Origin of the sequence: Psychroserpens ponticola (assembly GCF_023556315.2) — a bacterium.
Taxonomy (GTDB): Bacteria; Bacteroidota; Bacteroidia; order Flavobacteriales; family Flavobacteriaceae; genus Psychroserpens; species Psychroserpens ponticola.
Map to the genome: position 1 here is coordinate 3,035,386 of NZ_CP116221.1, position 16,571 is coordinate 3,051,956.

12 protein-coding genes and 1 pseudogene are annotated in these 16,571 nt (G+C 30.8%); 2 read left to right on the forward strand and 11 right to left on the reverse strand.

The genetic code is table 11. From position 1 onward, the window contains the following. Positions 1 to 121: 121 nt before the first annotated feature. The 9 genes and pseudogenes from MUN68_RS13465 to MUN68_RS13500 all read right to left on the reverse strand — a co-directional run bounded on the left by MUN68_RS13465 (position 122) and on the right by MUN68_RS13500 (position 12,534). Entirely contained in the window at positions 122 to 2,749 is a 2,628-nt protein-coding gene (locus tag MUN68_RS13465) for a T9SS type A sorting domain-containing protein (protein ID WP_249996767.1), read from the reverse strand. A gap of 250 nt (positions 2,750 to 2,999) precedes the next feature. Then, positions 3,000 to 3,125: a hypothetical protein gene (locus MUN68_RS13470; protein ID WP_272792377.1), complete on the reverse strand. Its 126-nt coding sequence runs from the start codon at positions 3,123 to 3,125 to the stop codon at positions 3,000 to 3,002. Continuing rightward, positions 3,126 to 3,302 (reverse strand): annotated as a pseudogene (locus tag MUN68_RS17760) (S41 family peptidase); the annotation flags it as partial. It abuts the gene before it with no gap. A 31-nt stretch (positions 3,303 to 3,333) separates the two neighbouring features. Further along, positions 3,334 to 4,497 carry a DUF4932 domain-containing protein gene (locus tag MUN68_RS13475; protein ID WP_249996769.1) on the reverse strand — a complete coding sequence of 388 codons (1,164 nt, stop codon included), beginning with the start codon at positions 4,495 to 4,497 and terminating at the stop codon, positions 3,334 to 3,336. A 167-nt stretch (positions 4,498 to 4,664) separates the two neighbouring features. Further along, positions 4,665 to 8,237, reverse strand: a complete 3,573-nt coding sequence (locus MUN68_RS13480; protein ID WP_249996771.1) for a T9SS type A sorting domain-containing protein — start codon at positions 8,235 to 8,237, stop codon at positions 4,665 to 4,667. A 99-nt stretch (positions 8,238 to 8,336) separates the two neighbouring features. After that, entirely contained in the window at positions 8,337 to 9,089 is a 753-nt protein-coding gene (locus MUN68_RS13485) for a LytR/AlgR family response regulator transcription factor (RefSeq protein WP_249996773.1), read from the reverse strand. A 1-nt stretch (position 9,090) separates the two neighbouring features. After that, the gene (locus MUN68_RS13490) at positions 9,091 to 11,067 is read right to left on the reverse strand and encodes a tetratricopeptide repeat-containing sensor histidine kinase (RefSeq protein ID WP_249996775.1); all 1,977 of its coding nucleotides are present in this window, start codon (positions 11,065 to 11,067) and stop codon (positions 9,091 to 9,093) included. A 93-nt stretch (positions 11,068 to 11,160) separates the two neighbouring features. Next, the gene (locus MUN68_RS13495; RefSeq protein WP_249996778.1) at positions 11,161 to 12,156 is read right to left on the reverse strand and encodes an FAD:protein FMN transferase; all 996 of its coding nucleotides are present in this window, start codon (positions 12,154 to 12,156) and stop codon (positions 11,161 to 11,163) included. Further along, the gene (locus MUN68_RS13500; protein ID WP_249996780.1) at positions 12,157 to 12,534 is read right to left on the reverse strand and encodes a Na(+)-translocating NADH-quinone reductase subunit F; all 378 of its coding nucleotides are present in this window, start codon (positions 12,532 to 12,534) and stop codon (positions 12,157 to 12,159) included. It lies immediately after the preceding gene. A gap of 180 nt (positions 12,535 to 12,714) precedes the next feature. On the opposite strand from MUN68_RS13500, the gene MUN68_RS13505 reads away from it, so the two are divergent. Further along, positions 12,715 to 13,308, forward strand: a complete 594-nt coding sequence (locus tag MUN68_RS13505) for an RNA polymerase sigma factor (protein WP_249996782.1) — start codon at positions 12,715 to 12,717, stop codon at positions 13,306 to 13,308. A 2-nt stretch (positions 13,309 to 13,310) separates the two neighbouring features. Beyond that, complete coding sequence (locus MUN68_RS13510; protein WP_249996783.1) at positions 13,311 to 14,033, forward strand: tetratricopeptide repeat protein; 723 nt, start codon at positions 13,311 to 13,313, stop codon at positions 14,031 to 14,033. 178 nt (positions 14,034 to 14,211) lie between these two features. Here the strand turns inward: MUN68_RS13510 and MUN68_RS13515 are convergent, their stop codons facing one another. Both MUN68_RS13515 and nqrF read right to left on the reverse strand, forming a co-directional pair. Further along, the gene (locus MUN68_RS13515; protein ID WP_249996784.1) at positions 14,212 to 15,087 is read right to left on the reverse strand and encodes a DUF4846 domain-containing protein; all 876 of its coding nucleotides are present in this window, start codon (positions 15,085 to 15,087) and stop codon (positions 14,212 to 14,214) included. Between the two features lie 170 nt (positions 15,088 to 15,257). Continuing rightward, entirely contained in the window at positions 15,258 to 16,571 is a 1,314-nt protein-coding gene (gene nqrF / locus MUN68_RS13520) for an NADH:ubiquinone reductase (Na(+)-transporting) subunit F (RefSeq protein WP_249996785.1), read from the reverse strand.

The window sequence follows — 16,571 nt, forward strand, 5'->3', positions numbered from 1 at the left end:
TAGATAGAATAGTATGAGAAATAACTCTAATTTATATTGCCTTAAATACTTCATTTTAAAAAAGAAAAGCTGAACAAAAACAAATTAGCCCAACTTTTCATTATTTAATTAATAATTCACTTTAATTTTTCACAAAACGTTTAATTGAAATAAATCCGTTTTGGTCTTCAATACTTATAATGTACAAACCGTTAGATAAGCTTGAAACATCTATTTGAGTTGAATTGCTTTCTATTACTTCCTGACCTTGAATATTTAATATTGTTGCATTTTTTAATAACACATTCATTTTAATATTCAATTTAGAATTAGTTGGGTTTGGATAAAGTTTAATTTGATTGTCGCTTAAACTAAAATCATTTGTACCTAAGGTTGATGAATCATATTCATAAGCACCTCTATCTACTGTAGAATTAATAATACGTTGGTTACCAAATAAATCTGTAGCAGAAGTACCATAACTATTATTTCCAGTATCAATTGCAGAAGAACTAGATTGCAAAGTAAAATCTGTTGAACTTGTAAACAACGGATCTGTAGTAACCGTTCCTGCAGGAGTACTTGTGAATGTCGTAAAACCATTTTCTTCTGTATTATCTATCACTATAGCTGTACTACTTAACTCATTAAATGCAGTACTAGTATTTGATGCCTTTCCGATAGCTGGAGCTGATTGCCCATTTATCCTAATATTACCCCAAAATATATTATTCGCTACTGTAAGGTTTCCAAAGCTTCCAGAATTTTTAGATATAGCAATCACTGGAAAGTTTCCTGTGGCAGTTCCATTAGTTACACCCAAACTGCTATTATTCGCAAAAGTATTATTTACTAGAGTTGCGTTTAATACTACTCCAGGAAAATATGCTCTTAGTCTAGCTGCTGCTGCGCCATAACCCAATCTACTTTTTACCGTATCATCATCCGTTTTATTATTGCTAAATAAAGAGTTAGTTATACTTATACTCAAATCTTGAGCATTTGCGGACATGTGAAAATCTAAACCTGCAGCTGTATTTGCTAAGTTTCCATCTATAACACATGCATCTATTATTATGTTAGAAGTACTAGTAGAACTAAGTGACAACCCAGCACCTAAATAGGCTGTATTATTTTTTATAACACAATTTCTTATTGATAAATCGGTTACAGAAACTGATTTAAAAATTCCTCCTCCAAATCGATCATCTCCGCTTAAAGCATCTGCATATCCATCTTGAATTGTTAAGCCATTAATTTCTAAATTATTAACAATAACTTCAACTACATGTTTACTATTATCATCTCTACTAGTATCATTAAAATTCACTGTAGCATCATCATCATTTAACAAATCGCCACTAAGTATAGTTGCATTTGTGGTATGTATAAGACTTATGTCTCTATCTGAGAAGTTAACTTCTGTACCATTAAAACCACCATAAACATTATTTTTCACAATAAAGCTCCTGTCTCTGTCTGAAACATGCGGCTTATAAGTCCCTTTAGATATCCAAACATCATAATTTTGTATTGCACCATTTAAAGCATCATACAAGTTTGTGTATGCATCTGCCCAAGATGAGCCATCATTGTTTCCTGTTGCACTGTTATCAACATATATTCTTGGATTTGGTTGTGTTGTGGTAAAAGTTACCGAGTTAGACCAATTTGTACTATTTACACATTGTTTTTTAAGATAAACTTCATAATCTGTAAAGATATCTAATCCAGTAAGGTTTACTAGAGAATTTGCAGTAGTACTTGTAATTCCTGAAATAAATGTCGCATTGCTAAATGATTCAGATGATTTATGATAAGCTAAATCATATACATCTCCACTATTACTGGCTATATTAACAATTGCTGTTGTGTTAGTAATCGCTGAAATGCTTAGTAATGATGAAGATGCAGTAAAACAATAATTATTATCATTAGCTAAAGTAGTAACTTCTGCAGCTGTAAACGGTCTGTTGTAAATTAATATATCGTCTATGACATCAGTATATCTATTAGCTAAAGCTAAATGATTAAATCTACTATTTCCAATAGTTACATTACCTGTAGTATTAGGTGAGGTAGTAATTGGCGCAGATGTTATCGTATGAGAATCAAGAATTTCGTCTATATAAATTTTTGAGGAGAATACACTATTTGTTAAAGATTCAGTAGCGCTAAATTGTACGACAATATGATGCCAGTTTCCATCTGATATAACCGTTGGATGTGAATGTCCATAACCTATAGTTGAAGGGTTATAACCAGGATTGGTAACGACAAATCTACTTGATAAATTTATTTTACCATCTCTATAAAATATATAATAACCAACATCATTACTATCAAAACCGATGGCTGTATCTCTTGTACTATCGTCAATTATTGTTTTAACATCGTTAGTGTTTGTGTTAGTCTTTAACCAAAAAGAATAACTCACATCAAAAGCGTCAGAAAAAGGATTACTACCTGCTATAGAAATATCTGTTCGAGTTAAATAATCGCCATTTAAACTCACAGCACTTGTTGGTGGATTATTAAAACGATCATTAATTTCTGTCAAAGCAGAACCTGTTTGAGTGAAGTCATTTCCTCCTACAGAACTATCTTCTAAAACAGTGCCTACATCAAAGTCATATTGAGCTCTGATATTGTTAGTAGAAATTTGAGCATAAGAATAGCTAATGGTAAATAACAGTACATAAAGTAGTTTTGTTTTACTCACGAGACATGTATTGATCAGGTGTTCGTGAAAAAATGTAATTTTTTTCATAATAGGTTAAATTTTAGATTTATAAAAACAAATATCTAATATGAAGCTGCAAAAAAATAGAGACAATTTCTGAAATGTTAGTTTCAACTTCTAAAACAAAAAATCTCGTAAACATTACATCTACGAGATTTTTAGCATTAACCAAATTTAAAAACTACTACTGTGCAAAAAACGTAAGTATAAAGCCTGCGAGAACTCTCGAAAATAGGCTTTTACCAGCAATTAATTTTATACAGTGTATACACTGGCTCTATTCTTTATTTCTAATATAACTTAAAAGTTTCACAACTCTTTCTTTCTTATTTAATGCTTTTACTATTAAATCTGGGACTGTCTTTGTTTCATCATTTGCGCTTCCATCTGGATTTAGCCCCATTTCTCCTGTAAACCGTATTACGATACCACTTTTTGGAAGTGTTAATAATATTGGGTCAGTTCCAACTCCGTCTCCATTTGTTTTTTCACCTACAACAGTTGCAAATTTTGTTGATTTACAGAAATAGGCAAGCGTTTCTGCACTAGAAAAAACTTCATCATCAACTAAAAGGTAAATATTTCGATTATAAAATTCATTTTATTATTATTCATTCTCTAATTGTTTTTTCTTTTGTAGCAACACTGATTTTCTTTAACAGGTCTATTTCAGAAGCTGTGTTATTGAAAAAAATCACTAATTCTGTCATAAAATGTTCCAATGTTGGATAGCTATCTCTATTGTTATCATATCGTTCTAATTCTTTGACTAATGCATCAGTCCATAAAAAACTACTGTTTAACTGTTCATCCAATTCTTTTTCTATTGATCTTCTGTCATAATTATGATCTTTCATATATTTAATAACAGTTGCTCTCACCAATGCTTCATCATACATCGTTTTCCAATTACCATAGGCTTGTTTATTCATTTCATCTTTTACTTTATTAAAAATGATTGTCCCGCTTTCTTGAAGTTGAGAGCGGTATTTTTCTACAAGATGATTTATAAATGAATGATTAAACTCGTGTAAGATTGTTGGGAAATACTCTTTCATTTCATAATTAGGCATACCTAAACTATCAACACTCCAGGTTCCCATTATAGCATAAACCACTTCATTTCCATTTGGATACATTATATGAGGCCCATAACTTGCTCCACCATTTCCTAATCCATTTATAATTCTAAATTCTCCTTTTGGCTTTGCACCATAAAAATTTTGATACCATTCTAAATCTAAATTTTGATATACATTTTTAAATCTGTTAGATGCCGTTTTGTAAAGCTCTTTATTACTATTAAAAAAGGTTTCACAGTCGGCATCAGTATAAAATATATTTAACAGTTTTAAAAATTTTATTGCACTATCTTCTCGCCATGGTTCTTCAAGTGATGTATTTGAAAATGGCGTTATAATAGGTTTTATATTTGGCGGTTCAGTGATGTGAATAGCCATACTCATAACTGCACTAAAACCAATTCCGTCTTCACGTAGTTCATCCTTTACATAGGTAATTAAATCGTGATTTTTAAATTTCTCAAAATGATTTTCAATGCTTTCAACATACTCTGGAAAAAGGTTTTGACTATACTCATGGCAACCTGCAAGTCTAAAAACAATGCTTAATAATTCTACACGCTTATCAACTTTCGGTTCTTTTAGTATGGCTTCTTTTTGTGTTTTTTCCTTTTGTTCGCTTATATTTTTTTTCTTTTGCGAACACCCACTTAAAGTGATTAAAATAAAAAATACTCCTATTATTTTTCTCATTTAATATATCTGTTTTTGGTTATTTCTAATCGCGTAAAGCACCAAATATGCCATATAAAGTTGCATTAAAATGAAGTGAGTTTCTGAAATGCCGTTTTTGACTTCTAACTAAAAAAATCCCGCAAGTAATAAAACTTACGAGACTTTCAACAATTTACTATTAATCGTTATTGTTTAATAAAGCGTTTGGTTGAAACGTTTCCGTTTTCGTCTTCTATTTTAATTAAAAATACACCGTTTAATAAACCCGAAACGTCAATCTGTTTATTTTGAGTCTTTAGGACTTCTTTACCTAACATAGAATATACAATTGCTTGCTTTAAGTTCTGAGTCATTTCAATATTTAAAATTGAAGTTGTTGGGTTTGGACGTAATACGATTGAATTTAGATTAAAATCATCTACACTTAATGTGCAGTTTGTACTAAAACTAGTTTGTGAGTCTATACTTGCCCAGTTTGTTGTACTGTAAGCTACATCATCTACTTGTATACAAGTAAGATTAGGATTATTTGTAGCGTTAAAATTAGATGCTAAAATAGAGCTATTAATACCATTAGCTACATTTAAACTTGTTAAGGCATTGTTATTAACTATTATATCATATAGATTTGTATTTGCAGAGACATCCATACTTGTTATCGAATTTTCAGAACAATATAATTGTTCTAATGCTGTAGCTCCTGAAACATTTAAACTTGTTAAATTATTATTAGTACATGTTAATTCTAATAGACTAGTATTTGTAGAAACATCTAAATTTGTTAAATTATTATTATAACACCATATTCCTTCTAATGCTGTAGCTCCTGAAGTATTTAAACTTGTTAAACCATTATCATAACATCTCAAATTTGATAAAGCTGTAAAACCAGAAACATCTATATTTGTTAAGCTATTATTATAACAATCTAAAGTTTCCAAATTTGTCAACCCAGAAAGATTTATACTTGTTAAGCCATTATCATTACACTTTATATAAGTGATAGCTGTATTGGCAGATAGATCTAAACTTGTTATTTGATTATTATTACATCTAAAAGATGTCATATTTATAAAAGCTTCTATTCCTGTTAAATCTGAAACATTTTGATATTCAATATTTATAAACCCTGTAAAAGCACTTGCTTCACTACATTCAATCTCTGTGTTTCCGTTAGTATTAATAGCTGTGTCTGCAACTAAAGCTGCTTTAAAATTCGCATCTGGAATGCTTACTGTGCAAACGGCACTACAATCATCACTATAACTTGCTGTAGCATCTTTTTGCCAAGCTGTTGGTGGTGTAAAACCTGCATCAATTTCAATACAAGTTAAAGCTGCATTACTTGTTACATTAAAAGAAGTAATAGATGCATTACTTCCATTTGCAACATTTAAACTTGACAAATAATTAGTATAACAAAAAAGTGTAGTTAAGGATGTATTAGAAGAAACGTCTAAACTTGTTATTTGATTATTAAAACAAGTTAGAGTTTCTAGAGCTAAATTATTAGAGACATCTAAACTAGATAATGAATTAAAACCACAAGCCAAATTAATTAAGGCTGCATTAGCAGAAACATCTAAACTTGCTAAGCTGTTATTACCACAATTTAATCCTGTAATATTTGTAAATGCTTCGATACCTGTTAAATCAAAAATACCTTTATTAAAAACAGCTACGGTTCCGGTAAAAGCTGTTGCTTCACTACATTCAATCTCTGTGTTTCCGTTAGCATTTATTGCTGTATCTGCCACTAAAGCTGCTTTAAAGTTAGCATCAGGAATGCTTACTGTGCAAGGTGGACAATTGGTACTAAAACTAGTTTGCGTATCTATATTTGTCCAATTTGTTGTACTGTAAGTCACATCATCAACTGTTACACATGTTAAGTTTGAATTGCCTGCAGACCAAAAATTACTAGTAGTAATACTAGCATTATTACCATTTGCAACATTTAAATATTCTAACGCGTTACCATGGACAAAAATACCTTCTAAAGCTATATTACTAGAAAGGTCTAAATTTGTTAATGAATTATTTGCGCACGTAAACGTTGTGAGTCCTGTGTTTTGAGAAAGATCTAAACTGGTTAATAAATTACCAGCAATATTTAAAGCTGTTAAAGCAATATTTTGGGAAAGATTTACACTAGTTAATAAGTTGTTTTGACAAGACAAATTTGTAATATTTGTAAAAGCCTCAATACCTGTTAAATCTGAAATAGATTGATTAGTAAGCCCAATGGTTCCTGTGTAAGCTGTTGCCTCACTGCACTCAATTTCTGAATTTCCGTTTGTATTAATAGCGCTGCTACTTACTAATGCTGCTTTAAAATTAGCATCTGGAATGGTTACTGTGCAAACAGCACTACAATTATCACTATAACCTGTTGTTGTCTCTTTTTGCCATCCAGAAGAAGGTGGTGTAAAACCAGCATCTATTTGTATACAAGCTAAAGTATTCATACCATTAGTATTACTTATATTACAACACGCATCCATTTGCACTAAACTTCCATTATTACCATTAGCTATATTTAAACTCGTTAACTGATTACCAGAACAGACTAATGTTGTAAGTAATGCGTTATTAGACACATCTATACTCGTTAAGTTATTATCTCCCAACCCTAGTGCTGTTAATTGGGTATTGCTGCTTACATCTATATTTGTTAATCCACTATTATTACGACATAGTAACTCTGTTAAATTTACAAAAGCTTCAATACCTGTTAAATCTGAAATATTTAAACCATTAACATTAATCTGTCCTGTAAAAGCACTAGCCTCACTACACTCAATTTCTGCATTACCATTTGTATTAATTACAGCATTACCTAATAAATAAGATTTAAAGTTAGCATCTGGTATGTTTACTGTGCAAGGCGCAAAATCTGGGTCATTTATTTTATAAATACTACCATAGGTATTAGCTGCATAAATATGGTATCCATCTATTTCCATAGCAACTCCACCTCCTGGTACAGAAGAAACCGCAGTAACAACTAAAGTAGATTTATGAACCTTACGAACTTGACTTGCATTTAAAAAATAAAGATAATCATCTGCAAAATGAATCCCTTTAACCACACCTAAACCACTTGTTACTAGTGTTGCTACTGGTGTTGTTGCTGCTAAATCTATTTGATAAATTGAACCTGTTGTGGTTGAGAAATACATAACAGAACCATCTGTTGTAACATCGGAAATATATTGATAATCTACAGGTAATGTCGCAATTAAATTACCACCAGTTGAACTATAATGCTCAAATAATTCTGCAGAGCCATTAGCACTATTGGCTATGTAATGTAAACCATTATAATAAAATATATTAGATACCGCATATGTCATATTTAATATGTATGGCGAATTGTAAACAGGAAAAACAACTCCAGCACTAACATCTGTGTAAGTCATAGTACCATATGCTATTCCAGGTGTATAAACACTATCATATATAGCAAAAAGATTACCTTGATTACCAGATCTTGCAATGTTAGAAACAACTGTTTCAAAATTATTAGTACCTACTTGAGTTTTGTTAGCTCTCACAAGACTACTATTAGTTCGGTTAACGGTATAGATATAATCTCCTTCAACAACCAAACCTGATGGACTAGAAGCTCCTGTTGCTATTTGTGTTTGCGCACTACTGCTTAATGTGAGTATTAGTAGTATTAAAGAAAGTAATTTTGTTTTACTCACGAAACATTTATTGATTAAGTGTTCGTGAAAAAATGTAATTTTTTTCATAATAGGTTATATTTTAGATTTAGAAAACAAATATCTACTATGAAATGGTAATAAAATGCTGTGGGTTTCTGAAACAGCGCTTTCAACTTCTAAAGCATTCTAACCTATGTTTTGAACAATAGTTAAAAACTCTTCCTTTTTATCATTTGAAATTGAAACGGTTTTATCATTTTCCATTACAATATAACCTCCATCTTTTTTAATATATTCTTTGATGTATGATAAATTAATAAGATGTGAGCGATGTGGACGATAAAAGGTTTTAATGTCTTGAAGGATTTCTACAAAGAATTTTAAAGGTTTACTAACTAAAATACTACCATTTGTAGTTGTTGAAACATTAGTGTACATACCATCGGCTTCTAACATAATAATGTCTGTAAAATCTACAAACTTAATACCATCTGTATTTGGCAAGCCTATTTTTTTGAAATTTGAATCTTGCAAGCTAGATTTTAATTCAGTCAGTCGCTTATTAATTTGTGTGTTTCCTAAAAACGCAATGGCTTTATCTACTGCTTCCTTAACTTGGCTTGGTCTTACGGGTTTCAACAAATAATCTATAGCTGAAAGCTGGAAAGCTTGTATCGCATACTCACTATACGCTGTAGTGAATATAATTTCAAAATTATAAACTTCTTTTTCAATAAAATTTAAAATTTCAAGTCCAGAATGTTCAGGCATTTCAATGTCTAAAAAAACAATGCTAGGTGTTTCTTGCTTTATAAGTCCCACTCCTGAAAGCAAATCTTCAGCTTCATAAACTTGAGTGATTTTAGGGCAGTTTTCTTCAATTAAAATACGTAGTACTTGTCTTGCTTTTTTTTCGTCATCTATTATAAGTGCCTTCATTTTAATTTTTTAAGATTGGGATTTTTAATATCACTTTGGTTCCTACAGCCTCATTGTTGACTTTTAAATCTATAAACTCTACACCTATCTTTTTATCGCGACCATAGTTTAACAAATCTAATCGTTCTGTTGTTGCTTTTAAAGCAAAGGATTTGTGATGTGATGCTCTTTTCTGATTAATCTCTTTAGATTTCTCTCTACCAATACCATTATCTTCAATGACGCACTCTACTATTTTATCAGAAAATTTAGATATGGAAATACTCAACTTTCGATTATCTTTTTTATGCAGTAAACCATGTTTTAAAGCATTCTCTATATAAGGCTGAATGAGCATTGTTGGTATATTAAATTCTTCAAAATTTGCATTATCATCTAAATGAATTGAATACTCTAGCGACTCTTCAAAACGTAATTTTTCGAGTTCTAAATAAAGATTTAAATTATGAACCTCATCTGGAATTGAAATAAAACCAGTATCACTAAAATGAAGATAATTACGGATTAAATCTGCAAACTTCCCTAAATAATCACTGGCTAGATTTTTTTGATTTAACACAATATAATCTTGAATAGAATTTAATGCATTAAATATAAAATGTGGATTCATTTGTGCTTTTAAAGCTTTTAATTCTGAATCTTTATACTGCTTCTCTACTGCTAATCGTTTTTGTGTTTCTTTAAGTTCTATAGTTACTAATTCTGCTTTCTTTTGAGCTTTTAATCTACTAAAATAAAAGACTGATGCAAGCAATAACAATCCTGCAACACTTAACGAACCAATAAACAAATTTCTGTTTTTCTGACTCTCAAGTTTTGTAATAATAACCTGTTGTTCTGCTGTTTCTTTTTCGCGTTTTGTTTTTTCAGTTTCGTATTTTATCTCAATATCAGAAATTGCTTTTAGCTTATCTATGCCATGAATAGAATCTTTTATGTTTTGATGTTTCTCATAAAAATCAAATGCTTTCTTGTACTCTTTTTTGGCGTAATACAATTCAGATAAACCTTGAAAATTATTTTTTTTCGTATAAATATTGTCATAACTTTTCATAGCCATATTTGTCTTCAAAAAATAATACTCAGCATCATCATATTTTTTTTGGTGCAAATAGTTGTAGGCAATATTATGATTTGCATCATCAACTCTACTTTGAAGGTTTAATGACTTATATAATACTAAGGCTTGTTTGTTGTAGTCATGTGCTTTCTCATAGTTTTCTAATTTAGAATACACTGATGCCAGACAAGATTTTAAACTAGCAAGGCTTCTAGGTCGTTTTACCTTTTGCTCAGCTTCTAAAGCAAAAGACAAAGCTTTTTTAAATTCTTTCTTTTGCCTGTAGCTATTTGCCAAATTAATACATGTTCGACCAATTATACTATTATTTCCCTGAGCTTTTGGATCGTTATAAACTTCCATATAATAGTCTATAGCTTTATCAAATTCATTAATTTCAGCATATAAAGCACCAATATTCATTTTAAGCCATAATGCATTTGTATATTTTGATTCATCTTTTTCAAGATAACTAACGACTTCCTTAAAAGTTTTTAAGGCATTGGTATAATCTCCTTTTTCTTGAAGAATGATTGCCTTACTATTTTTTACAATAACAACTCCATAATCATAGTCAATTGACTTGTACAACTCAATGGCTTCATCTGCCTTCATTAACGCCGAATCCAATTTCTTTATATCACTATAATATTCAGAGAGTTCTCTTAATGCTCCAGCCTTATTTATTATACTATTTGAAGCATCGCTGGCTTTTAAATATTTTTTAATGAAGTGTAAATGAATATCAGAATTTGCACTTCTATATGTCTTTGTGATTTCTTTATATTTATCTAACAACAAACTATCATTCTTAATAGCCAATAGTATTGTTTCTAAGCTGTCTATTTTTTTTTCTTGTTGTGAAAAAGTAAATTGAAAAACAAAGAGTATTATAATTATGAGTAATACATTTTTCATAAACATTGGGTAAGATGCAAAAATGACATTAAATTTGATATAATAAACCTTTGAATTGCTGAAATGTGGCTTTGGGTTTTTAATGCAAATATTCTACTGCTCTGGAAAGTTATTTATGGATAGTGTTTCAAATTCATTCTTATCATTTTCAAATATCAAAAACACTTTTAATTCAGGATGCGATTTTAAAAATTCGGTAACGTTTTCGATTCCCATAGCTTGAAATGCTGTAGCATACGCATCTGCAGTCATACAATCTTTAGCAATGACAGAGACGCTTAGAATATTTGTTTTACTTGGATAGCCTGTTTTGGTATTGATGATGTGTGCATATCGATTTCCGTTGTCATCCGTTTTAAACTTTCTGTAGGTTCCTGAAGTTGCCATACCAACATTTGTAAGTGAAATTCCTTTTAAGACCGACTGTTCACCATCAAAACGTGGTTCGTCAAGTCCGACTCTCCAAGGTGATTTTTTTTCTATATTCATTCCACTTGCACGAATCTCACCTCCTATTTCAACCAAATAATCATTGATATTCTTATCTTCTAAAAAGTTGGCAATTACATCAACACCATAACCTTTAGCAATGGCATTAAACTCAATGTAAGTCCCAGATTGCTTGTCAACTTTATTATCTTTAAGAGCTACTTTATCAAAACCAACAAAACGCATAAGGCTATCAATCGTTGTACTATCGGTTAAAAATTTACTTTTATCTGCGCCAAAACTCCATGCATTCACAACATCGCCAATGGTTGGATCGAAAGCACCATCAGTAGCTTCATGTATTTTTTTTGAAGCTAAAAACACGTTTTCAAAATGTTTATCCATCACAACAGCTTCATTTCTATTTAACTTAGAAATATCTGAATTTGGAATATAGGTTGACATTGATTGGTTGACAATAGCAAACAAGCTATCAAACTGTTTTTCGTAGTTGATTTCAGAATTATAAATCACAGAATACGATGTGCCAAAAACTGGCCCTGAAGTTTTAATATTTTCTGAAGTCTCAATTTGTTGTTTCCCTTCATTTTTACATGATACAATCACCAAGAACACGAAGACAAATGTAATTTTTTTCATTTAATTTAGATTCGTTTCAATTACTTGAATCCCGTTATATTCTATAAGATAATCTTCATTGAGATACACCGGTAAATCTTCACCATTTGGGTTTCCTAAACCAACACCAGCATATAAAACTTTTGCGTCTTTATCTGAAGCATGTTTTTTAAATGTCTCCATCCAAACCACATCATAGTTATTTGGGTTTTCGGGAAGCACAACCGCTTTTACTATCACAAAAAAGTACTGACTATTTTTATCAATGCATACAAATTGCGGATGCTTTTTCAGCTTGCTATTAATAGCAACAAATTCAAAACCACGCTTTTCTAAATCTTTCCCAACATGATTCATTGCTAAGTTGTGAAGTTCTTGTTTTGTAAGTGCTTTGCTCATCTTAATTCAACAAAATTGGTTTCCTATTTTATTTTCAAAAATACGATAAATAGTTTTTTTGATGACAATTTATAAGATTTTGATGATGTTACTATAATCATCATGATAAACAAAACAAGAAATAGTAAAATTTCAATTATGTTGTAAACTTCAATCCTTTGACATATATTTAATGGTTATATGCGAAAGGTTGATTATACATCTAATAAAACAAATTATCGGTCTGACATTGTTAGCGCAATAAAAGCTAATGATAACGGTGTTTTAAAATCGCTTTACAAAGCAAATTATTACAAAGTAGAAGGTTTAGTACTTAAAAATAATGGCACAAAAGACCACGCAAAAGACATTTATCAAGACGCATTTCTTGCCGTTTGGAAAAACGTACAACTAGATAAATTTACTCCTCAAAACGAAAGTTCTTTACATGGCTATATATATACAATCGCAAAGAATAAGTGGATGGATTATTTACGTTCTAAAGATTATAAGAAAACCATAGTATCAGATGAAATAAATGATCGGAATGCTTCCCTAGAAGATTCAGAAACAAATAGTGATGACATTATAAAAGAGCAACGATTAACTAGTGTAATGCAAGCTTTTAAAGATCTTGGCGAACCTTGTAAATCGCTTTTACGTCAATTTTATTTCGACAAAAAATCTATGAAAGAAATTGCAAATGAATTACAATTAGATGCAGCTTCTACAAGAAATAAAAAATACAGATGCATGCAAAAATTACGTGAAATTGCCCTAAAAATTGACAAATAGTAATGAACCTGAGTACAAACATATCGCAAGAGTTATTAGAAACTGTCGAAAGGTATATTAATCAAAATATGACTAGTGACGAACTAAAAACATTTGAGCATAAACTTGAAAGTGATTCAGAATTTAAAGTACAAGTAGAAGATATTAAAACACTTTTATTTGGTATCGAATCACAATCTTTAAAAGAAAAACTAAACTCTTTTCACGAAGATATTCATAAAGACAAAACTCATAATATCCGTTATTTACAATTTAGAAAAATTGCAGCAGCTGCAGTTATAATTTTATCAATTGGAAGTTTTTGGTTTTTCAATCAAAATTCAAATGATAAATTATATGCGAACTATTTCTATCCAGACCCTGGTTTACCTACTACAATGAGTAGTACAAACAATTATAAATTCTATGAAGCCATGGTTAATTACAAGCAAGGTGACTACCAAACGGCAATTTCTAAATGGGAACTATTACAACATTCAAAGCCAAATAACGATACGTTAAATTATTTTATTGGAGTTGCACATCTTGCTGATAAAAATGAACAAAGTGCGATTTCTTTTTTAGAGGAAGTAACAAAAAATTCAAACTTCCCTTTAGCAAACGATGCCTATTATTATTTGGGATTAGCATATTTAAAAACTGGTAACATTGATATAGCCAGAAGAAATTTACTAAATTCAAATAGCGATAAAAGCAAAGCTCTCTTATCTGAGCTAAACGATTAACTGCCTTAATAACTGATTGATATTCGCAAGGCAATTTTAAGACTGCTACAAAACATAAAAGAGTTCCCATCGAAATGAGAACTCTCTTAAAAATATAAACTCTTCTATTTACCTAAAATTAATAGCATTAAAGTTTATACTTACGTATCGTAAAGCTTATAAAAAGTGAGCATAACGATTATTTAAATCGCACAAATTTTGCGCTATTAAAAATATAGTTAGACACAGGAACAATGGCATTTTGTTCAAGTTGGTACCAAGGTGAAATTTTCGAATTCACAAGGTTTTTAACTAAGTGAACGCTTTGAGCAGGTGTATTACCTTGGAATAGTAAAAACAGCTTCTGGCCTTTATCGTTTACAACTTCATCACAAATCATAACGATATGTCCTGGAGAGCCTCCTTTAATAAGCATATCTCCTAGTTGCAAATCTGAATCATCAATAGATTTAAGTTCATTATAAAGTGATAATGTACCAGAATACATATAAATTAAATTCAAGTATTTGTAGAAATTCTCTTTGCTATGATTCGCTGTAGCCATTTTATTAAAGGTCACTTTATTACCATTAATATTTGGTCTATAGCCTAGAGCATAATTTTCCCAAGAGCAATAATGACCAGAAGTAAAGTTAAAACCAATTTCATCTTTTCGATTGTTGTCCCAAAGGTATTCACTTCGAATTCTAATAAGTGCATCTGCACATTGCTGCAAACCATTTTTAGGAACAGGAATTTCTAAAACACCAATATGTCCTCTTTGCCAGAAATACGGAGAATCATCATAATTAATAATTTTACTTCCAAAGGACTTTAGATTATAGTTTCTAAGATACTCTTGAAAACTACCTTTTTCATAACTAACTCGCACATATCCTTTAGGAGCATTTACTCTAGATAAAATGGTAAGGCCATCCTCATTAATCAAACTAGCCGTATTTAGAGCTGCAAAACTTGTATTTGATACATGCTCAACAGGTTTAAATTGCATAGCACCTGCAGCTAATGTTATTAGTGTAATTAAAGTCGCAATAACTATGAGCAGATTCTTCATATAGGTGTGAACGCAAAAACGTATCCATTTCGTATTGACACCTAAAAAATTAACTTTTGATTATGATATATTGTTACATCCGAAATGAAAGTATAAAAAAAGCCAACTCAATTGAGTTGGCTTTTTTTATTTTAGATTCTTAGACTAGTCTAGGAATGACATGAATTGGTTTATCCTCCAAAATCATCAAATCTTATGTGCTCATCTGGAATACCAAAATCTTCACCCATTTTTTGAACTGCTTGATTCATTAATGGAGGTCCACAGAAATACAATTCAATATCTTCTGGTGCTTCATGATGATTTAAGTAATTATCGATAACACAATTATGAATAAAACCGACAAAACCGTCACCAGCTTCATCATGAATATCTTTTTTAATTTTCCAATTATCTTGTTCCATTGGTTCAGACAATGCTAAGTAAAATTTAAAGTTTGGAAAATCTTTTTCCAATGCTCTAAAGTAATGGATGTAAAACAATTCCGCTTTAGAACGACCTCCATACCAATATGTAACTTTACGTCCAGTTTTAAGAGTTCTAAATAATTCATATAAATGGGAACGCATTGGAGCCATTCCTGCTCCACCACCAACGTATAACATTTCAGAATCAGACTCATTAATAAAGAATTCTCCATAAGGTCCAGAAATAATAACCTTATCACCAATTTTTTGATTAAAGATATAAGATGATGCTACACCTGGATTAACATCCATCCATCCACCTTTGGCGCGATCAAAAGGAGGCGTTGCAACACGAACATTAAGCATGATTTTTCTTCCTTCAGCAGGATAAGAAGCCATAGAATACGCTCTTTCCACGAGTTCTTCATTTTTCATAACTAAAGGCCACAAACCAAACTTTTCCCAATCAGCTTTAAATTTATCTGGTTCACCTGGATGATCTTCTGGATGTGCAGATACGTCCATATCTGAATATTTTATTTCGCAATTAGGAATTTCAATTTGTATATATCCACCTGCTTTATAATTCATATCTTCAGGAATTTCAACAACAAATTCCTTAATAAACGTCGCTACGTTATAATTTGAAACTACAGTTGCTTCCCATTTTTTAATTCCGAATACTTCTTCAGGAATTGTGATTTCCATATTCTGCTTCACTTTCACCTGACAAGATAAACGTGCACCATGAGCTAGCTCTTTTCTACTAAAATGAGGTATCTCTGTAGGCAATGCTTCACCACCTCCAGAAAGGACGTGACATTCACACTGAATACATGTACCACCACCACCACAAGCAGATGGTAAAAATATTTTTTCAGCACCTAAAGTTGTTAATAAAGTACTTCCAGATGCTACTTCTATTTCACGTTCACCATTAATCAAGATTTTCACTGGACCAGATGGTGATAATTTTTGTTTTACAAATAATAACAACGACACTAGCACTAATGTTACTAATAAAAACGCTGCTACTGTTGCTAAAACGGTTCCTAATGTTCCTGCTGCTAAAATCAT